Source organism: Mycolicibacter hiberniae (genome assembly GCF_010729485.1).
GTDB lineage: Bacteria > Actinomycetota > Actinomycetes > Mycobacteriales > Mycobacteriaceae > Mycobacterium > Mycobacterium hiberniae.
The window spans coordinates 764855-784580 of sequence record NZ_AP022609.1 but is presented as its reverse complement, the minus strand read 5'-3'; the positions used below and the strand labels follow the sequence as shown (position 1 = coordinate 784580).

The 19726-nt window shown below is 69.9% G+C and carries 16 protein-coding genes; 9 read left to right on the top strand and 7 right to left on the bottom strand.

The genetic code is table 11. The features are described from left to right. The first annotated feature begins 112 nt into the window (after positions 1-112). Positions 113-619 (top strand): TetR/AcrR family transcriptional regulator, encoded by a 507-nt coding sequence (locus tag G6N14_RS03740; RefSeq protein WP_085133740.1) that lies wholly within the window; start codon positions 113-115, stop codon positions 617-619. Between the two features lie 25 nt (positions 620-644). Here the strand turns inward: G6N14_RS03740 and G6N14_RS03735 are convergent, their stop codons facing one another. Both G6N14_RS03735 and G6N14_RS03730 read right to left on the bottom strand, forming a co-directional pair. Beyond that, on the bottom strand, positions 645-1247 hold the full coding sequence (locus G6N14_RS03735; protein WP_109559636.1) for a DUF3558 domain-containing protein: 603 nt from the start codon (positions 1245-1247) through the stop codon (positions 645-647). Beyond that, positions 1244-1744 (bottom strand): DUF3558 domain-containing protein, encoded by a 501-nt coding sequence (locus tag G6N14_RS03730; protein ID WP_085133788.1) that lies wholly within the window; start codon positions 1742-1744, stop codon positions 1244-1246. Before G6N14_RS03730 ends, G6N14_RS03735 begins: the two co-directional genes overlap by 4 nt. 171 nt (positions 1745-1915) lie before the next feature. On the opposite strand from G6N14_RS03730, the gene G6N14_RS03725 reads away from it, so the two are divergent. Then, positions 1916-3664 (top strand): ABC transporter ATP-binding protein, encoded by a 1749-nt coding sequence (locus G6N14_RS03725; protein WP_085133739.1) that lies wholly within the window; start codon positions 1916-1918, stop codon positions 3662-3664. Continuing rightward, positions 3661-5562, top strand: a complete 1902-nt coding sequence (locus tag G6N14_RS03720; protein WP_085133738.1) for an ABC transporter ATP-binding protein — start codon at positions 3661-3663, stop codon at positions 5560-5562. Before G6N14_RS03725 ends, G6N14_RS03720 begins: the two co-directional genes overlap by 4 nt. Positions 5563-5568: 6 nt before the next feature. Here the strand turns inward: G6N14_RS03720 and G6N14_RS03715 are convergent, their stop codons facing one another. The 3 genes from G6N14_RS03715 to G6N14_RS03705 form a co-directional block, all read right to left on the bottom strand. After that, the gene (locus G6N14_RS03715) at positions 5569-6936 is read right to left on the bottom strand and encodes an HNH endonuclease signature motif containing protein (RefSeq protein WP_163787048.1); all 1368 of its coding nucleotides are present in this window, start codon (positions 6934-6936) and stop codon (positions 5569-5571) included. 296 nt (positions 6937-7232) lie between these two features. Next, complete coding sequence (locus G6N14_RS03710; RefSeq protein WP_085137178.1) at positions 7233-8213, bottom strand: Acg family FMN-binding oxidoreductase; 981 nt, start codon at positions 8211-8213, stop codon at positions 7233-7235. Positions 8214-8307: 94 nt separating this feature from the next. Beyond that, complete coding sequence (locus G6N14_RS03705) at positions 8308-9420, bottom strand: adenylate/guanylate cyclase domain-containing protein (RefSeq protein WP_085137180.1); 1113 nt, start codon at positions 9418-9420, stop codon at positions 8308-8310. Between the two features lie 32 nt (positions 9421-9452). On the opposite strand from G6N14_RS03705, the gene G6N14_RS03700 reads away from it, so the two are divergent. The 4 genes from G6N14_RS03700 (at position 9453) to G6N14_RS03685 (ending at position 14993) form a co-directional block, all read left to right on the top strand. After that, complete coding sequence (locus G6N14_RS03700) at positions 9453-10607, top strand: MalY/PatB family protein (RefSeq protein ID WP_085137182.1); 1155 nt, start codon at positions 9453-9455, stop codon at positions 10605-10607. Positions 10608-10625: 18 nt separating this feature from the next. Then, positions 10626-11063, top strand: coding sequence for an HIT family protein (locus G6N14_RS03695; RefSeq protein ID WP_085137249.1), 438 nt, complete (start codon positions 10626-10628; stop codon positions 11061-11063). Between the two features lie 4 nt (positions 11064-11067). Beyond that, entirely contained in the window at positions 11068-11523 is a 456-nt protein-coding gene (locus G6N14_RS03690) for a nitroreductase family deazaflavin-dependent oxidoreductase (RefSeq protein ID WP_085137251.1), read from the top strand. A 140-nt stretch (positions 11524-11663) separates the two neighbouring features. Continuing rightward, complete coding sequence (locus G6N14_RS03685; RefSeq protein ID WP_163787046.1) at positions 11664-14993, top strand: PecA family PE domain-processing aspartic protease; 3330 nt, start codon at positions 11664-11666, stop codon at positions 14991-14993. Positions 14994-14996: 3 nt separating this feature from the next. Here the strand turns inward: G6N14_RS03685 and G6N14_RS03680 are convergent, their stop codons facing one another. Continuing rightward, positions 14997-16037, bottom strand: coding sequence for an LLM class flavin-dependent oxidoreductase (locus G6N14_RS03680; RefSeq protein ID WP_085137183.1), 1041 nt, complete (start codon positions 16035-16037; stop codon positions 14997-14999). A 21-nt stretch (positions 16038-16058) separates the two neighbouring features. Beyond that, entirely contained in the window at positions 16059-16877 is an 819-nt protein-coding gene (locus tag G6N14_RS03675) for a uracil-DNA glycosylase (RefSeq protein ID WP_085137185.1), read from the bottom strand. Between the two features lie 103 nt (positions 16878-16980). Between G6N14_RS03675 and G6N14_RS03670 the strand changes: the two genes are divergently transcribed. Together G6N14_RS03670 and G6N14_RS03665 are read left to right on the top strand one after the other, a co-directional pair. Further along, positions 16981-18273 carry a PE-PPE domain-containing protein gene (locus G6N14_RS03670; RefSeq protein WP_163787044.1) on the top strand — a complete coding sequence of 431 codons (1293 nt, stop codon included), beginning with the start codon at positions 16981-16983 and terminating at the stop codon, positions 18271-18273. A 45-nt stretch (positions 18274-18318) separates the two neighbouring features. Next, on the top strand, positions 18319-19686 hold the full coding sequence (locus G6N14_RS03665; RefSeq protein ID WP_085137189.1) for an FAD-binding oxidoreductase: 1368 nt from the start codon (positions 18319-18321) through the stop codon (positions 19684-19686). Positions 19687-19726: the final 40 nt, after the last annotated feature.

Genomic DNA, 19726 nt, shown 5'->3' with positions numbered 1-19726 from the left:
GCCCCACCGCGGGGCCGTCCCGGTTCGGTACCGTACCCCCGATTTGTCCATTTGGTCAATCCATACGGTCAAACCATTTGTGCAAAGGTCCGACCCTGGCTAACCTGCACTCATGGGCAACCGTGAGGATCTGCTGGAGGGCGCCAAGCGCTGCCTCGTGGAACGGGGCTGGGCGAATACCACGGTGCGAGACATCGCCGCGGCCGCCGGCGTCAGCCACGCCGCCATCGGCTACCACTTCGGCAGTCGCGAGCGCCTGCTGGTGCAGGCCCTCTTCGACGAGCTCGACGAACTCGACGCCCGGATGGCCTCAGACGGCGACTCCGCAGCGGAGGTGGACCGCTGGCAGGCGGTGATCGAGTCCTTCGCCACCGACAAGGCGCTGTGGACATCACATCTGGAAGCGATCGTGCAGGCTCAACGCAACGACGAGCTCCGTGCCCGCCTGGCCGAGGGGCAGCGTCGCGCGCGCACCGAGATGGGCGGATCAGTCGCGCTGGCCGTCGTCCTGGGATTGATGATCCAGTCGCTTATCGACCCCGACAGTGCGCCGACAGCAGGTCAGGCCATCGCCGAGCTGCGGCAGATGTCAACCGGGGGCAAGGGCGGCGCGCACTAGCCCGCCGCGCCGAACACGCTCCGACTCAGGAGTTCGTCGCGAGCGTGAGCTCCATCAGCTTCAGAGCCTGCTCACACGCGTCGATCCCGGGTGCCTGCGGGTTGACCCACCACCCGACCACTCCGGCGGCGTCGCTGGCGACCCCGCACGAGCCGTTCGGGTCGGACGGACGCATCACGATCGACGGGACGCCCACGATGGACTTGGTCTCGATCTGGTACTTCAGGAACTCGGCGATCTTGCGCTCGTTGTCCAGGCTGCCCTGCTCGAACCAGAACCGGGTGATGTCGATCAGCCCGGCCGGGTTGGCCGCCTGCCAACGGCAGATCGCGCCCACGAAGGTGCTCTGGATGTCGAGCGGGTCGGCACCCACGGTCTTGGCGAGAATGTCGGTGGTCAGCACCTCGCACTCCTTGAGCAGGTTCGGGTACTGCCGCTCCGAGTTGTTGTTGCGCTTGGTGTCGCCTGAGCCGGCCTTGACCGCCGTGCCGCCCACCTCACGGGAGCAACCCGTCAAGCTGGTCACCACTGCCAACACCGCGACCGCGCCGGCCAAAACCCGGCGGTTCAGCAAGCCTCGACGCAGGAGAGGCGAAGCTGGGACCGGCGCATAAACCCGGCGGTTCATTTGGCGTTCGCAATCGACTGGCGCGTCAGCTCTTTGGCGACGTCGCAGGGATCCGGGAACGGCTTCTGGGCGAAACTGACCGACCACTCGATGAAGTCATCCTTGAATTGAATGCCGATCTCGCACAGGTTGTCGCCCATGGTCGGGGCGGTGCCGATCGCGATGAAACCGCTGTGGCCGTCGATGTTGATGTCCTCCACGGACGTGCGCGACACCTCCTCGGTTTTCCGCTCACGACCGATGGGGCTGCCGCGATACCAGGAGAAGGAGAAGTGCGGGCCCATGATCCCGCCGCGCAGCAGCCACTGGCAGCCGACCGAGTTCTGGGCGGTGCTGACCAGGCCGGCCACCCGCGTGAGGTTGGTCATGGTCTCGTCGCTGACGCCCCCGCACAGCGGGAACGAGGGGCCGTGAGTGCCCTGCTCGGGCGCCGAAGAAGAAGTTTGGCTGCCGGACTGGGCTTCAGGCGAGTCGGCATCGGAACATCCGCCGAGCATCGGAATCAGGGCAGCGGCCGCCAGGGCCGGGACCGTCAGTGTGAGCCGCACACGATGCACTGTAGCGGCACCGCCGCCCGTCAACCACGACACCGCGGTGACCAGTCGGTTTGTGTCGCCGGCTGTCGCCGCAGCAACACCGGCCACCCGCGGGTGTGCGACAGTAACCCCATGCTTCTGGCGCTGCTGCGCTGCTACATCAGGCCCTACCGCCGGCCGATCGCGGCGGTGATGGCACTGCAACTGATCAGCACGCTGGCCTCGCTGTACCTGCCGACCCTCAACGCCACGATCATCGACGACGGCGTGGTCCGCGGTGACACCGCCGTCATCACCCGGCTGGGCGCGGTGATGCTGGGGGTCACCGGGTTGCAGATGCTGTGTGCCGTCGCCGCGGTCTACTTCGGCGCCCGTACCGGCGCCGGCTTCGGACGCGATCTGCGCCGGGCGGTGTTCAGCCGGGTGATCGGGTTCTCCGAACACGAGACCAGCCGGTTCGGGACGCCGACCCTGCTGACCCGCACCACCAACGACGTCCGCCAGATCCAGCTGGTCGTGCAGCTGAGCGCCACCACGCTGGTCGCCGCCCCGATCATGAGCATCGGCGGGGTGATCATGGCGATACACCAGGACGCCGGCCTGGCCTGGCTGCTGGCGGTGAGCGTGCCGGTGCTGGCGCTGGCCAACTACCTGATCGTCTCGCGGATGCTGCCGCTGTTCCGCCGCATGCAGATGCTCATCGACAACATCAACCGCGTGCTGCGCGACCAGCTCACCGGAATCCGGGTGATCCGCGCCTTCGCCCGCGAAGCCGCCGAACGCCAGCGGTTCGCCCAGGCCAACACCGCGCTGTCGGAAGCCTCGCTGACGGTCGGCAACCTGCAGGTGTTGATGCTGCCGGTCACCACGCTGATCATCAACACCTCCAGCGTCGCCCTGATCTGGTTCGGAGCCCTGCGCATCGACGCCGGCCAGATGCAGGTCGGCTCGCTCATCGCCTTCCTGTCCTACTTCATGCAGATCCTGATGGCCGTGCTGATGGCCACCATGGTGCTGGCGATCCTGCCCCGCGCTTCGGTCTGCGCCGAGCGGATCACCGAAGTGCTGTCCACCGAGCCGACCATCACCGCCCCGGAGACCCCGGTGGCCCCGGCGGCCGTCACCGGCGAGATCCGGCTCTACGGCGTCGGCTACCGCTATCCCGGCGCTGATCGCTCGGTGCTGCACGACGTGTCGTTCACCGCGCTGCCCGGCACCACCACCGCGGTGGTCGGCTCCACCGGATCGGGCAAGTCGACCCTGGTGTCGCTGATCTGCCGGCTGCGTGACGTCACCGACGGCGCGGTGCTCATCGACGGCGTGGATGTGCGCGAGCGCGACCCCGAGGCCCTGTGGTCGGAGATCGGGCTGGTGCCCCAGCGCGGCCACCTGTTCTCCGGCACGGTCGCCGACAACCTGCGCTACGGCGCCCCGGCCGGGGTGACGGTCAGCGACGAGCAGATGTGGGAGGCGCTGCGGGTGGCCGCCGCCGACGACTTCGTGGCGGCGCACCGCGACGGTCTGGCGATGCCGGTGGCCCAGGGCGGGACCAATCTGTCCGGCGGGCAGCGTCAGCGACTGGCGATCGCCCGGGCGGTGATCCGGCGCCCCCCGATCTACCTGTTCGACGACGCGTTCTCGGCACTGGACACCCGCACCGACGCCGCCGTGCGCACGGCCTTGCGGAAGGTGGCCGCCGAAGCGGCGGTGATCATCGTGGCCCAGCGGATCTCGACCGTCATCGAGGCCGATCACGTGATCGTCATCGATGACGGCCGGGTGGTCGGTGCGGGCACCCACCACGAGCTGCTTGCCGACTGCCCCACCTACGCCGAGTTCGCCGAGTCGCAGACGGTGACCGCCGGGATCGGTGGCTCGTGAGTACACCGGCAGCAGATCCCGCCGATCGGGCCGGGCAGTTCTGGCCGACCGCGCTGCGCCTGGCCAGCCGGATGGGGCCCGAGCGCCGGCTGATCGCCGGAGTGATCGGGCTGTCGCTGGCCGGGATCAGCCTCGGCGTGGCCGGGCCGCGAATCCTCGGTCACGCCACCGACCTGGTGTTCAGCGGCATCCTCGGTCGCGGCCTGCCGGCCGGAATCACCAAGCAGCAAGCCGTCGCGGCCGCCCGCCAGCAGGGCCGGGACGCCTACGCCGAGATGCTGGACCGAATGGATGTGGTGCCCGGCGCCGGTGTCGACTTCGCCGCGGTGGCGCGCACCCTGGCGCTGGCCATGGCCCTGTATCTGGTTGCGGCGTTGCTGGTGTGGGCGCAGGCTCGACTGCTCAACGTGATCCTGCAGCGCACCATGCGGGCGCTGCGCCGCGATGTCGAGGACAAACTGCACCGGCTCCCGCTGCGCTACTTCGACACCCAGCGGCGCGGGGAGCTGATGAGCCGGGTCACCAACGATGTGGACAACACCGCGACCTCGGTGTCGATGACGGTCAGTCAACTGTTCTCCTCGGTGCTGACCGTGCTGGTGGTGCTGGCGATGATGCTGTCCATCTCGCCGCTGCTGGCCGTGATCACCCTGGCCGGTGTGCCGGTGACACTGTTGGCGGTGCGGGCGATCACCCGGCGTTCGCAACGGCTCTACGCCGCCCAGTGGGCCGCGACCGGCCGTCTGGGCGCCCACCTGGAGGAGACCTACAGCGGCTTCACCCTGGTGCGGACCTTCGGTCATCGCGACTGGGCACAGCAGCGGTTCGACGAGTGCAACGACGCGTTGTACCGGGCCGGGTTCGGCGCCCAGTTCCTCTCCGGGCTGATCGCGCCGGTGACCGGGCTGATCGCCAACCTCGGTTACGTCGCGGTCGCGGTGATCGGCGGTTTCCAGGTGGCCACCGGGCAGATCACGCTCGGCAGCGTCCAGGCGTTCATCGCCTATGTGCGCCAGTTCAATCAGCCGCTGGGCAACCTGGCCGCGCTGTTCAACGCCTTGCAGTCCGGAGCCGCCAGCGCCGAGCGGGTGTTCGCCTTCCTCGACGAACCCGAAGAACCTCCTGCACCGCCGGTCCCGCTGTGGCGCCCCGGCTCCGAACCGCGCGACGCGAGCCCGCGCGGCCGGGTGGAGTTCCGCGACGTCAGCTTCGGCTACCGGCCCGGCGTGCCGGTGATCGAGGACCTGTCACTGAGCGTGGCCCCCGGCAGCACGGTCGCGATCGTCGGACCGACCGGCGCCGGCAAGACCACCCTGGTCAATCTGCTGATGCGGTTCTACGACGTGGACCGCGGCCAGATCCTCATCGATGGCGTGGACATCACAGCCGTGGATCGCTGCGCGTTGCGCTCATCGATCGGAATGGTGCTGCAGGACACCTGGCTGTTCACCGGGACGATTGCCGACAACATCGGCTACGGGCGGCCCGGCGCCACCGACGAGGAGATCATCGAGGCAGCCCGGGCAGCGCATGTGGACCCGTTCGTCCGTGCCTTGCCGCACGGCTACCGCACCCGGGTCGACGACGACGGCGGGGCCATCAGCGCCGGCGAGAAGCAGCTGATCACGATCGCCCGGGCATTTCTGGCCCGGCCGCAACTGCTGATCCTCGACGAGGCCACCAGTTCGGTGGACACCCGCACCGAACTGCTGATCCAGCGCGCGATGCGCGAACTTCGCCGGGGCCGCACCAGTTTCATCATCGCCCACCGACTCTCCACGATCCGGGACGCCGACGTGATCCTGGTGATGCAGTCCGGACGGATCGTCGAGCAGGGCACCCACGCCGAACTGCTCGCCCGGCGCGGCGCTTACTGGGCAATGGCCGAGCGCAGCTGAGCGGACTTACGGAACGTCGTCGTCGCTGTTGTGGTCCTGTAGCAGTTTTTCGGGGTGGTGGTAGCGGTTGATGCGGGGTTGGCCGTGGTCGAGATGCGGTGGGGGCAGGGTTTGGGTGGTGCCGTTGGGGTGTTTGCGGGTTTTCCAGCCGCCTGAGGTGATGAGTTGGTGGTGGGGGCCGCAGCGCAGGGTGAGGCCGTCGATGTCGGTGCGGCCGGTGCTGGCGTAGTCGGTGTCGTGGTGGACTTCGCAGAGGTAGCCGGGGATGGGGCAGCCCGGGTGGGAACAGCCGCGCTCTTTGGCGTGCAACACGATGCGCTGTCCCGGTGTGGCCAGGCGTTTGGTGTGAAACAGGGCCAGTTCTTGAGCGCCGTGGTAGATCCGCAGGTAGTGGTGGGCGTGCGATGCCATGGCGATGACGTCGGACATGGGCAGCCAGGTGCCGCCGCCGGTGTGGGCTTTGCCGGTGCCGGATTCCAGGTCGGTCAGGGTGGTGGAGACGATGAGGGTGGCCGGCAGGCCGTTGTGTTGGCCGAGGTCGCCGGAGGCCAGCAGGGCGCGGCCCATCGCGGTCAGGGCGTCGTGGTTGCGTTGTGCGGCGCTGCGGGTGTCGGTGTCGATGGCGGCTTGGCCGGGGGTGCCGCTGGTGCAGGGGGTGGCGTCGGTGGGGTTGCACATGCCGGGGGCGGCCCAGCGGGCCAGGACGGCGTCGAGGGTGGCGCGGGCCTGGGGGTCCAGGTGGCCGGTGATGGGGCTCATGCCGTCGCGGTCTTGGGAACCGAGGGTCAGCCCGCGGCGGCGGGCCCGCTGCTCGTCGGTGTGGTTGCCGTCGGGGTGTAGGTGGTCGGCCAGGCGCTGGGCGAGCTTGGTCAGCTCCTCGGGCCGGTAGTGCGTGGCCAGCTCGGTCAGGTGGCGTTCGGCGTGGGTGAGGGTGCCGGGGTCGATGTCGGGAGGCAGGTAGCTGAAGAAGGAGCGGATCACCGCGATGTGGGCGGGGCTGATCTGTCCGGCGCGTTGAGCGGCTGACACCGCGGGCAGCACCGGTTCCAGCGGTTCGCCGGTGAGGCTGCGCCGGGCACCGAGTTCGGCGGCCTCGGCGATGCGGCGCCCCGCCTCGCCCCGAGTCAGGTGCAGTTCGTCGGCGAGCACCCAGCGAGGTTTACCGCCGATCTCGGCGGGGTCGGTGGCGGCCAGCCGGTTGACCAGAGGATGTTCCAGTGCCGGCAACCGCCGCCGCAGCTTCTCGCAGCGCTGTAACAGTGCCAGGCATTCCCGCGGGGTCAGGGCATCGAAGTCCAGGTCCAGCGCCCGGTCGAGCTGCGCCGAGAGCGCGCCGAAGGCTTCGACGACCTCCTCGCGACTACTCGAACGCATGTTCTAATACTAGCCCGCACCCCCGACAATTCGTCCGCCGTTCTCCACAACCAAAACCACAGTGACACAAGTGAATACAGTGACAAATTGACAGGGAACCGGCCGGGAGCCAACCATTGCCCACCCCGATCGGACGGCGTAGATTCGACGGCGAAGCAGGCTCGGATATGACCGAATCCGAAGAGCTGGACTAGTGGGTGGAAGCCAGCCGCGCGGAAAGTGTAGACGCTCCCAAGTCAGTCCGGGCCTGCCCTAATGCCCGGAGCATTCGCCCGTCAAAGCTTCCGTTCGCCCCGTCAAAGCTTCCGGTGCAGCACGTCGCCCAGCGGACGTCGCGGCGTCGGCGCCGGGGGCGTCTCCAGTGCCGGCGCCGCACCGATGCGAACCAGTACCTGCGGCAAGCCCTCGGCGCCGACCACTCCCGCAAGCATCGTCCGCGCAGCTGGGACCTCCGTCACGTGGGTCACCGGGCACGTCGCCAACCCGGCCATCGTGGCTTCCAGCAGCAGCTGCGAGAGCGCCTCACCGCAGGCCAGCGCGTCTTCCGGTCCGTCGCCGGCAGTTGACAGCAGCACGATCCTGGACTGGTCCTCGCCGACCTGAAGACGGCGCTCCCGGTTGTGGGTGACCGGGAACGCCCGGCCGACGTCCACCCGGTCACTTTCTGCTGCCGATACCAGCGCACTCTGCGGTATGCCGTCCGAAACCTCGAACGGTGCTGTCCACCAGCCCAGTTCGGCGTGATACGCCGAGTCGTAGAGGCGCAGCGCCTCGGTGAGCTCAGACGCCTCGGCAAGCGTGGCGCGCGCCTCGGCGTCCAGGACGTACAACCGCACCTGGTCGCTCACCGTGCCGTGGAGCACCGTCTCGAATGGTTCCCAGTTGCCCGGCTCCAGAAACGGCAGCCGATCGGTACGGCGAGCCAGAATCGCGCCGGAGCGATAGCGGTCCAGATCGGTGACCGGGCCGGCGGCAGCGGTGAAACCTATCGAGGCCAGGTGTTCCGGCTGCGCGGCATCGGGGAACCGCTCGATATCGGCGGTCCAACCGGCCGCGGCCATGGCAACCCGCAAGTGGTCGAGCACAGCGCCGCAGCTGATCAACGCCTCGCGTGCCGACTGGTCGCCGTGCACGGCACGGTTGGAGTCCAGGAACAGATCCAGCCGCCCCGCCTGGGCAACCCATCGCCACGGTTGACTGTTGTGCAGCGACGGCGCTCGGCACGCCAGCCGCACCGCCTCGGTCAGGACATCCGAGTCCACCGACGTGTTCAGCATCAGCCACCTCCCACAGGATCTGCCGCTTCCAGGCTCGCAGCCCGACCCGGACCGCGCCAGGGGCCGTTGGTCACCGGTGTGACGGCGCCGCCGGTCAGTGTTCGGTGTTGCTGCGCACCCGAAACAGATTCACCTCGCCCTTGATGCCCTTGAGACGACGCCCGCCGGCGAACGACCACCGGAAATCGTCGGAGTCGGCCAGCGCGACCCGAACCGGCTCGGCCACCAACACCGTCCCCGGCCGGGCGGCACCGGTGATTCGGCTGGCGGTGTTCACCGGGCTGCCGAACCAGTCCCCGACCCTGCTCACCGCCTCTCCGGAGGCGATTCCGGCACGAAGCCGCGGCAGGGTGTCGTCGGCCTGAGCTTCCTCGACCAGCCGCAGCACCGCCTCGACCAGCGGCGCCGGCTCGGGACAGACGAACATCACCGCGTCGCCGATGGTCTTGATGAACCGCACCGGCGGAACGGCGATCTCGCGCCCCAGCACGGCCAGCCGCTCGGCGAGCTCCACCAGCTCCTCGGGCGGAACCATCTCCCCGAGCCGGGTGAACCCGACCAGGTCGGCGAATGCCACGGTGATCTGCCGGGCCCCCGGCAGCGGGGCGCCCGCCACCCGCTCACCGGCGGTGATCACGTCGATGTCGAGCTGATGACGCAACTGCATCATCAGCATGTCTTCGACGAACGCGCCCAGCATCGGCGCCAGCCGTCCCACCAGATCGCGGGACCGCTGCGCGACCTGCAGTTCGGTGACCCCCTGTTCGCCGATGGCCGACATCACCGTGAATCGCATGAATTCCGCCGTGTGCGCCAAGCCGTCGGCCAGTACGCGAGCCGTTTGCAGGGCCTGCTCGGCGTCGATACCGGCCTCGATGAAACGGCGCGCGTGCACGGCGATGCTGGCGTCGGCACTCATCTGCCCCGGGGCATCCGGATCATCCATCCAGGGCAGTCCGACCGCCCGCTGCAAGCGCTGCAACTGCTCGAGGGTGATCCCACTGGACTCACTGATCTGGCGAGCCGAGACGTACGTGCCGTCATCACCGATCAGCCGCCGCGACGCCAGCAACATCGGCGAGACATTCCCGCGGATCTCTTCGGCGGTGATGCCCTGTCCCAGCAGCCATTCGATCAGCTCGGCACGCTCGGCCCGCGCGGCGCCCTCCAGCCCCTCCAGTAACTCCTCGATCACAGGATCAACCACGTGGCAAACGTATCTCGCGGCAGACTGTCGGGGTGGCTGAAGTCTTCGACGCGTTGACCCCCGACCGGCTCCGAGCACGCAACACCATCAAGTGGAATCACTTTCCTCCCGATGTGCTGCCGCTGTGGATCGCCGAGATGGACTTCCCCACGGCGCCCGCGGTGCTCGACGGGTTGCGCGCCTGCATCGCCGACGAAGAGTTCGGCTATCCGGTGCTGAACTCCGACACCCTGCCGGTGGCTCTCACGCAGTGGTGCCGGCACCGCTACGGCTGGGACGCCCGGCCGGAATGGGTGCGCGTGGTGCCCGATGTCCTCAAGGGCATGGAAGTGGTCATCGAGTTCCTCACCCGACCGCAAAGCCCGGTGGTGCTGCCGGTCCCGGCCTACATGCCGTTCTTCGACCTGCTGACCGTCACCGGACGCCAGCGCGTGGAAATCCCCATGCACCAGCAGGCTTACGGGCGTTATGTGATGGACATGGACGCCCTGGACGCGGCGTTCGCCGCCGGGGCGGGATCGCTGATCCTGTGCAACCCGAACAACCCGCTGGGCACCGCGTTCACCGCCGCCGAGCTCAGCGCCATCGTCGAAGTCGCCGCGCGCCACGGCGCCCGGGTGATCGCCGACGAGATACACGCCCCGCTGGTCTACGACCGCCCCCATGTGGCCGCCGCCTCGGTGTCGGCCACCGCCGCAGACACGGTCATCACGCTGATGTCGGCCTCCAAAGGCTGGAACCTGCCCGGCCTGATGTGCGCGCAGGTGGTCTTGTCCAACCAGCGCGACGCGGACGCCTGGGACCGGATCAACATGCTGAACACGATGGGTGCGGCCACCGTCGGCATCCGCGCCAACATCGCCGCCTACCAGCACGGCGGCGGATGGCTCGACGCCCTACTGACCTACCTGCGAGCCAACCGCGATCACCTCAGCCAGGTGCTGCCCGCGGCGATACCCGGCGTGCGGATCAGCCACCCGGAGGCCACCTACCTGGCCTGGGTCGATTTCCGGGAACTGGGGCTGCCGGCCGAGCCGGCTGCGATCTTGCTGGCGAATGCGCGGGTGGCACTGAGCCCGGGCATCCCCTTCGGCGGCGGCCCGGGCTTCGCACGGCTGAACTTCGCGACCACCCGAGCCATCCTGGACCGGGCGATCGACGCGATGGCCGGTGCGCTGAAAAGATGACGGGCTAACGTGGCCACCATGTCCTGCGTGTTCTGTGCCGTCGTCGCCGGGGACGCGCCCGCGGTGCGCGTCTACGAAGATGATGAGTACCTGGCGTTCCTCGACATCCGGCCCTTCACCCGCGGCCACACCCTGGTGGTCCCCAAGCAACACTTCGTGGATCTGACCGACACCCCGCCCGCCGCCCTGGCCGGCATGCTCAAAGTCGGACAACGGATCGGCCAGGCCGCGCGGGCCTCCGGCCTGCACGCCGACGGAAACAATCTCGCGATCAACGACGGCCGGGCAGCCTTCCAGAGTGTCTTTCACATCCACCTGCATGTGGTGCCGCGCCGCAACGGCGACCGGTTGTCCTTCGCCAAAGGCCTGCTGGTGCGCCGCGACAGCGACCGCGAGGGCACCGGGGCGATACTGAGAGCCGCACTGGCGAGCAGCGAGTCGGCACCGTCAGACTGATGTGATGGACCATCTTCCCTGGATCGAAAAGGTGGGCGTCCGCGTCCTCGGCCTGCACGACCTGATCTACCGGCGAAGCCACGGCTGGATCGGCCATAGACTGCCGGGCCTGCCGCCCAACCTCCTTTTGCACACCGTCGGTGCCAAGACGGGGAAGCCACGCACCACAACCCTTACCTACGCGCGCGACGGCGATGCGTATCTGATCGTCGCGTCGATGGGCGGCGCTCCCCGCTCCCCCGGCTGGTACCACAATCTCAAGGCCCACCCCGAGGTGGAGATCAACATCGGGCCGAAGCGCCTTCGGGCCACCGCCCAGCCGGTGCTTCCCGACGACCCGGACTATGCCCGGCTGTGGCGGATCGTCAACGCCAACAATGCCAATCGTTACGACGGCTACCAGCGCCGGACAACCCGCCCGATCCCCGTCGTGAAGCTCACCCCGGCGTCCGCTCCTTAATCGTCACCCTTGCTCCACCCAGACCGTTGTTTCCCTTTGCTCAGGTATCACTCAGCTAGTACGTTGAGGCGATGAGTGGTCGGGGCACGCCGCGAAAGTCAAGATCAGTCCGCCGGCGCCTGGTCGGCGCCGGAGCGGCGGTGGGAACTTTCCTGGGCTTCGGCCTGGCCCCGATCACCCCGCCGGCACACGCCGACGGCCTGGACTTCGACTGGTTGATCGACTGGTTCACCCCGGACACCGGGGTGGCTGCCGACACCACCGCATTCGACTCCGCCGACTGGTTCGACGAGCTGTTCTACGAACCCCTGCACGCATCGATGCAGGCGTGGATCACCAACCCGTTCGGTGAACAGATCAACAACGGCATCAACCAGCTGCTGGGCGCCTATGTGATCGGCAACGGCCTGGACGGGACGGCGGAGAACCCCGACGGCGGAGCAGGCGGTCTCTGGTTCGGCGACGGCGGTGACGGCTTCGACCAGATCGAGGCGGGCCTGGTCGGCGGCAACGGCGGAGCGGCCGGCATGTTCGGCGACGGCGGGGCCGGCGGTGACGGTGGAGCCGGTGCCGACGGCGGCATCGGCGGCACCGGCGGATGGCTCATGGGCAACGGCGGCGCCGGCGGCGCGGGCGGTGCCGGCATCGACGACTTGGCCGGCGGCTTCGGCGGTGCCGGCGGCGACGCCATCGCCTGGCTGTTCGGTAACGGCGGTGCCGGCGGCGCGGGCGGCAACGGGGCAGCCGGCGTGGACGGGGCGGCGGGCTTCAGCGGTGGGACCGGTGGCGTGGGCGGCACCGGCGGCGCGGGCGGATTCAGTGCGGCGCAGTATGGCGACGGTGGCCGCGGCGGGGCGGGCGGCAACGGCGGTTCGGGCGGAGCCGGCGGTGCCGGAACCACCGGGGCCGACGCAACCCTGGCGGGCGGTGCCGGCGGCAACGGCGGCGACGGAATGCAGGGCGGCAACGGCGGTACCGGCGGCGCGGGTGGCGCGGGCGGCGTCGCGGCCCACGGCGTGGCGGGGCTCGCGGGCACCGGCGGAAACGGCGGAAACGGCGGAAACGGCGGGACACCCGGCGACGGCGGAGCCGGCGGCCACGGCGATGCGAGCAACCCGAACGGCGGCCGCGGCGGCGACGCCGGCGCCTACGGCGCCGGGGGCCTCGGCGGCGACGGCGGAGCGGGCTCGGTCCACGGTGCCGCCGGCGCCAACGGCACGACCTCGACCGCGCCCGCCGGCCACGGTGGTGCCGGCGGTAACGGCTTCAACGCCGTCACAGCGGGCGGCCACGGCGGCCACGGCGGCGACGGCGGGACCGGCAGCCTGCACGGCAACGGCGGCGGGGCCGGCGGCAACGGCGCGACCGGGGCCGACGGCACCGCGGCGCTCAACGGCGGCAACGCCGGACACGGCGGCAACGGCGGCACTGGCGGCGCCGGCGGAAACTCCCTCGGCGACGGCAGCGGCGGCGCCGGTGGCGCCGGTGGTGCAGCCGGTGACGGCGGCCGAGGCCTGGACCAGGTATACCTGCCCCCGAGCGCCACATTGCCCGGTAGCGGCGGGAACGGTGGAACCGGTGGCGCCGGAGGTGTCGGCGGCAGCAGCGTCAGCGCCCACGGCGAGGGCACCGGCAACGGCGGCGCGGGCGGCGCCGGCGGCGCCGGCGGAAACGGCGGCGGCAACGGTATCGCCAAGCTGGACGTGGCCAACAACGTGCAATACGGCAGCGGCGGAGACGGCGGCGTCGGTGGCGCCGGAGGCAACGGCGGGCTCGGAGACACCGGGGCGTTCGGCGGGGGCGAGGGCTACCACGGCGGCAACGGCGGGGCCGGCGGCAGCGGTGGAGCGGGCGGGTCGGCCTACGTCGGCAACCCGGCGATCGGCGAACACGGCAGATTCGGCACCAACGGCACCGGCGGTGACGGGGGTGCCGGCGGCAGCGGCGGTGGCGGCGGTGCCGGCGGCGCGGGGAACGACAGCGCCGGCGGGACGGGCGGCAACGGCGGCAACGGTGGAACGGCCGGTGACGGCGGCTCGCCCGGTTCGGGCCTCTACGCCCAACCCGGGATCAACCGCGCGCCGGTCGGTATCGGCGGCGAGGGCGGCGCCGGCGGGTCCGCAGGATCTGGTGGGTCCGGCGGCGTCGGCGACATCGGATTCGACGGCGGCACCGGCGGAAACGGCGGCCTCGGCGGTTTCGGCGGCAACGGCGGCAGCGCCGTCGGCAGCTACTACGCGCAGGGCTCCAGCGGCGGCAACGGCGGCGCGGGCGGATCCGGTGGCGACGCCGGTGAAGGTGGCGCCGGCGGCGGCACCGGCAATGCCGGATCGGGCGGCAATGCCGGCGCGGGAGGCCACGGCGGCAACGGCGGCGACGGCGGCGAATCCACCCTGACCGGAACGAACGTCCATGGCGGGGCGGCCGGTGACGGCGGCGACGGCGGGGCGGCCGGCGCGGTGGCGGCCGGCGGAGCCGGCGCCCGTGGCGGTGACGGCGGTGACGGCGGCGACGGCGGCCGGGGCGGGGCGGTCGGCAGCAATGGCGCCAACGGTGCCGGAGGCGAGGGCGGCGCGGGGTCCGGCGGTGCGGCCGCCGGCGAGCGGGGCGGCCCGGACGGCCCGGCCAACGTCGCGGTGCCGCTGTATCTGCAAAGCGGTGGCATCAGCCCGATCGTCTACATCTCGATCAACGGCGGGCCCCCGGTGCCGGTCCAGATCGACACCGGCTCCACCGGCCTGACGATCCTGAACAGCGCCGTCTCCGGCAACATCGGCGACGTGCAGCTGACCGGCAGTGCCAGCTACGCCGGCCTGGGCGGAGCAAGCTACGGCTACCAGACCTACAGCACCACGGTCGGGTTCTGCGACAAGGGCGGCGACTGCCCGGATGAGCTGATCACCCAGCCGACCGGCGTCAACGTGGTGACCTCCGGGTCGAATGCCCTGATGACGCAGTACTTCAACCGGTACGGCATCGTCGGCGTGCTGGGCATCGGCCCCAACAACGGCTACGCGGGAACCTCGACCATCATCTCGGCGTTGCCCGGCTCGCTCAACCAGGGCGTGCTCATCGACGAGCAGACCGGCCAGGTGATCTTCGGCCCGAATCCGCTGACCCCGGAGATCGCGGTTTCCGGGTCGCCCTACGTCGACACGATGGTGTCCATCAACGGCGGTCCGCCGGTGGCCATCTCCACTTCGATCGACTCGGGCGGCATGTACGGCAGCATCCCGCAGTCACTGGTCCCCAGCCTCGGCGTCGGTTCGCAGGTGCCGGCGGGCACCGTGATCTCGGTGTACAGCTCCGACGGCGAGACGCTGCTGTACTCCTACACCACCTCGGCCGGCAACGGGCCGTGGGTCACCTCCGGCGGCGCGGCCAACAGCGGCTACTACCCGTTCTCGGTGAACCCCGTCTACATCGATTACCGGCCAAGCGGATACGGGATGACGATCATCAGCCGCTGAGGCTTACAGCAGCTCCTTGGCCAGCAGCTCGCAGGTGCGTTCCCGGCCGGGAGCAGTGGCCGGGTCGGTGCCGCGACGCGCCGAGGCGACCGGGTTGATCATCACCTCGTCGACGCCGAACCGGTCGGCCAGCGTCTGGACCTGCTCGGCTGCTTCGTCCGGGGCGCCGACGACCGCGCGCCGCAGGCCACTGTCGATGATGCGTTGTTCGGCGTCGGAGACCACCGCCGCCAGCGCGTCCTCGACCACATCGACCGGCCCCAGCGGTCGCCCGGTCCGCAGCCGGGCCATCATCTGCAGGTTCGGCAGCATCAAAGCCTCTGCCTCTGCGCGGGTTTCGGCAACGGCGGCGTTGACGGTCAGGAACGTCGTCGGGGCCGCGCACACCTCACTCGGGGTGAAGTTGGCCCGGTAGTACGCCAGCGCCTCCTGCGTGCCCTGGCCGGAGAAGTGGTGGGCGAAGACGTACGGCAGTCCTTTGGCCGCGGCGAGCCGGGCCGAATACATGCTGGAACCCAGCAGCCACAGTCGCGGCTCGCCGGCGGCGGCCGGGGTGGCCTTGAGCAGATAGTCGCCGTCGCGCAGCTGGACCTGCACGCCGCGGCTGCTCATCATCGCCCGCACATGGTCGAGGTAGTCGGGGAAGTTCGCGACGTCCTCGTCGGGGGCGCCGCTTCGGTTGCCCCGCAACATGACCGAGGTGACCGGGTCCGAACCCGGCGCCCGGCCGATCCCCAAGTCGATGCGCCCCGGGGCGGCGGCCTCCAGCAGCGCGAACTGTTCGGCCACCGCCAGCGGAGCGTGGTTGGGCAGCATCACCCCACCCGAGCCCAGCCGCACCTGCGCCGTCTGCGCAGCGAGGTAGGCCAGCACTACCGGCGGGCTGGTCGCTCCCACAGACGGCATGTTGTGGTGCTCGGCCACCCAGTACCGGGTGAAGCCGAGGCGGTCAGCGGTCTGGGCCAACCGCACCGTGGCAGCCAGCGCGTGGGCGCTGGTCTGGTCGGAGCGGACCGGGACGAGATCAAGAACGGAGAGTCGCACGCCCCTAGTCAACACCGGAAGTCAGCCGGAAAGTCCCGCCAGCGCCGAGGCCTGGGCAAAGACGTCGTCCAGCATCGCCGGAGTCAGCCGGCCGGTGAACATGTTCTGCTGACTGGGGTGATAGCAGCCCACCAGGTGCAACGCCGGCCCCAGACCGACGACCACGCCGTGGCCGAACTTCGGCTTGGGCTTGGGCACGGGGTCCGCGCCGATGCGCAGCGCGGTCTGCCAGGCGAACCCTCCCAAAGCGACGATCACCCGTACCGACGGGGCGATCAGCTGCCATTCGGCCTCGATCCACGGTGCGCAGGTGTTGCGCTCGACGATGCTGGGAGCGTTGTCCGGCGGAGCGCACCGCACCGGGGCGGTGATCCGGATGCCGTTGGCGTGCAAGCCGTCCGCAGCGTCGACGCTGGTCGGCTGGTTGACCAGTCCGGCGCGGTAGAGCGCGGCGTACAACTGGTCGCCGGACCGGTCGCCGGTGAACATCCGGCCGGTGCGGTTGGCGCCGTTGGCGGCCGGGGCCAGACCCACGATCACGATCTTGGGTGTGCGCGAGCCCCAGCCGGGCACCGGCCGGCCCCAATAGGGCTGGTCGGCAAAGGACTTCCGCTTGGTGACCGCCACCTGCTCGCGCCAGTCCACCAGCCGCGGGCAGGCCTGGCATACGCTGACCAGCGCGTCGAGCTCGTCGATTGCCTCGGACTGACCGGCCAGCGCCACCACCTGCGCGGCGTCGGCCGCCGGCGGGGTGTGCGAGGTTGCCGGGTCGCCGGGCCAGCCGGTCCCGGGCGGCACCGGCGACTCGAACGGCTGACCCGTGCGCGGGTGGTTGAGCATGCATCCACTGTGCCCGCCCGCAGCTCGGAGTAGGCAAACGGTCTTGATTTCTGAGAGATTCTCAAACATAGTTGACCCCTCACCGGACACAAGGGGGCTAGACGTGGGCCGACGCTGGCCTTCGCGCCGGTTGCTTGTGACGTTGCTGTGCGGCGCGTCGGTGGCGTTCATGGCGCCGGTGGTACCGGCGCACGCCGGTGCCCCGGACGACGCACAGACGGCGCTGATCATGGGCGGCACCTTCATGCCGACCCCGAGCCAACGGTGGCAGGACGCGGTAGTCGCCGACTACATCAACCCGGCCACCGGCGCGGATCATGTCCCGGTGGTGGTCCCCTACCCCGCATCCGGGGCCAGCACGTCGATTCCCACCGGCCTGGCGAACCTTGCGGCCACGATGGCGCAGCAGCCCGACGGTCAGCCCTATGTGGTGGCGGGATATTCGCAGAGCGCGCAGATCGCGGTTCTGCAGAAGATCGACATGATGCAATCGGGGCAACCCGACCCCGACGTGACGTTCTTGCTCCTGGGCTCGGGCAACCGGCCCAACGGCGGATTCCTCGAACGCTTCGACGGCCTGGTGATCCCGGGCATGCCGGGGCTCAATTTCAATGGGGCGGCACCGACCGACGGCGATATAGCCACCATCGACGTGGCCGCGCAATACGACGCCAACGCGGATTTTCCGCAGTACCCCATCAATCTGGTGGCGGTCCTCAACGCCTTCCTCGGATTCCTCTACACGCATGGAGGCTACGCCGGCGGTCCACTGCCACAGCTCGTTCCGGCGGTGTGGCCACCGTCGCAGCCGCTGGTCGGTCCGTTCGTCGACGAGTACGTTGCGGGCTCGACCGACATCGTCCGGCAGGTCACCGGCGACACCACGTTCTATTTCATCCCGACCGCCGAGCTGCCGCTGCTGAGCCCGCTGCGGACCCTGGGGGTACCGGAGTCCTGGCTGGAGATCGTGCAGCCGGCACTGCGGGTGATCGTCGAAGCCGGCTACGACAGGTCGGTTCCGTTCGGCGAACCGGTGCCCGCCCAACTCATCCCGATCATCGACCCGGCGACCTTCCTGGTCGATTTCACCAGGGCCGTCGTGCAGGGCGCGGACAACGCCTTGGCACTGTTCGGCGCGGACCTGCCGGGCTACGCCGAGCTGATGGAGCTGTTCGAGGACGTGCGCGCCTGGACGGCCTCCGAGATCGGCGAACCGTACGCCCAGGCGGTGTCGTGGCTCAACGACTACCTCAACCCGTTCACCGCTTTCACCGCGATCGAAGGCCCCATCGGGGAGGCCATCCAACTGCTGTTCGATGTCAGCGGGGTCCAGGAGTACCTGCTGGATCCGGCGCTCGGCCTGATCGGCACCCTCGGCGGCCTGGTGACAAGCTGATCGCGCCACCGGCCCCCCGGGTGCCCCGCGACTAGGATCGCCTGCGTGAACACCGACGCGCTAGCCCAGCTCACAGCCGATCTGCCCGAGGGCATGGTGGTCACCGACCCGACGATCACCGCGGGTTATCGGCAGGACAACGCGCTGGATCCCCGGGCTGGCCAGCCGCTGGCGGTGGTCCGACCGCTGCTTACCGAGCAGGTGCAGACCGTCCTGCGCTGGGCCACCGCGCACCGCATTCCGGTGGTGACCCGCGGTGCGGGCAGCGGGTTGTCCGGTGGTGCCACCGCGATCGACGGCGGGATCGTGCTGTGCACAGAGAAGATGCGTGACATCACCGTGGATCCGGTCACCCGTACTGCGGTATGCCAGCCCGGGCTCTTCAACGCCGAGGTGAAGAAGGCGGTCGCGGCATACGGCTTGTGGTACCCGCCGGACCCGTCGTCCTTCGAGATCTGCAGTATCGGCGGCAACATCGCCACCAACGCCGGCGGGCTGTGCTGCGTCAAATACGGCGTCACCACCGATTACGTGCTGGGCCTGCAGGTGGTGCTGGCCGACGGCACCGCCGTGCGGCTGGGCGGGCCGCGCCTCAAGGACGTCGCCGGGCTGTCCCTGACCAAGTTGTTCGTCGGCAGCGAGGGCACTCTCGGCGTGATCACCGAGGTGACGTTGCGACTGCTGCCGGCCCAGCCCGCCTCCTCGGTGGTGGTGGCCACCTTCGACTCCGTCACCGCCGCGGCCGACGCAGTCCTCGACGTGTCCGGGCGGCTGCGCCCGTCGATGCTGGAGTTCATGGACGGCGCGGCGATCAACGCCGTCGAGGACCAGCTGCGCATGGGGCTGGACCGCGACGCCGCGGCCATGCTGGTGGCGGCCTCCGACGAGCGCGGCCACGCCGGCGCCGAGGATGTCGAGCTGATGGCCCGGGTGTTCGCCGAGCACCACGCCAAGGAGGTGTTCTCCACGGCCGACCCGGTCGAGGCCGAAGGTTTCGTCGCGGCCCGGCGATTCTGCATCCCGGCGGTCGAGGCGAAAGGTCCGCTGCTGCTCGAGGACGTCGGGGTTCCGGTGCCGCGGCTGGCGGAGCTGATCACCGGCATCGAGAAGATCGCCGCGGAGCGTTCGCTGCTGATCTCGGTGATCGCCCATGCCGGAGACGGCAACACCCACCCGCTGATCGTGCACGACCCGAGCGATCCCGAGAATCTGCGGCGCGCCGAGCTGGCCTACGGCGAGATCATGGATCTGGCCCTGGCGCTGGGCGGCACCATCACCGGTGAGCACGGCGTGGGCCGTTTGAAGCGGCCATGGCTCGCCGACCAGTTGGGGCCTGAGGTGATGGCGCTCAACCATCGGGTCAAGGCCGCCCTGGACCCGATGAACATCCTCAACCCGGGTTCAGGGATCTGACCCGAGACGGCGACGCAGATCACTTTTGGGCATTGACACC

Excerpts from the sequence above, each read along its gene's own strand:
- G6N14_RS03740 (WP_085133740.1), top strand. The coding sequence starts at position 113 with ATGGGCAACCGTGAGGATCTGCTGGAGGGCGCCAAGCGCTGCCTCGTG.
- G6N14_RS03735 (WP_109559636.1), bottom strand. The coding sequence starts at position 1,247 with ATGAACCGCCGGGTTTATGCGCCGGTCCCAGCTTCGCCTCTCCTGCGT.
- G6N14_RS03730 (WP_085133788.1), bottom strand. The coding sequence starts at position 1,744 with ATGCTCGGCGGATGTTCCGATGCCGACTCGCCTGAAGCCCAGTCCGGC.
- G6N14_RS03725 (WP_085133739.1), top strand. The coding sequence starts at position 1,916 with ATGCTTCTGGCGCTGCTGCGCTGCTACATCAGGCCCTACCGCCGGCCG.
- G6N14_RS03715 (WP_163787048.1), bottom strand. The coding sequence starts at position 6,936 with ATGCGTTCGAGTAGTCGCGAGGAGGTCGTCGAAGCCTTCGGCGCGCTC.
- G6N14_RS03710 (WP_085137178.1), bottom strand. The coding sequence starts at position 8,213 with ATGCTGAACACGTCGGTGGACTCGGATGTCCTGACCGAGGCGGTGCGG.
- G6N14_RS03695 (WP_085137249.1), top strand. The coding sequence starts at position 10,626 with ATGTCCTGCGTGTTCTGTGCCGTCGTCGCCGGGGACGCGCCCGCGGTG.
- G6N14_RS03690 (WP_085137251.1), top strand. The coding sequence starts at position 11,068 with ATGGACCATCTTCCCTGGATCGAAAAGGTGGGCGTCCGCGTCCTCGGC.
- G6N14_RS03675 (WP_085137185.1), bottom strand. The coding sequence starts at position 16,877 with ATGCTCAACCACCCGCGCACGGGTCAGCCGTTCGAGTCGCCGGTGCCG.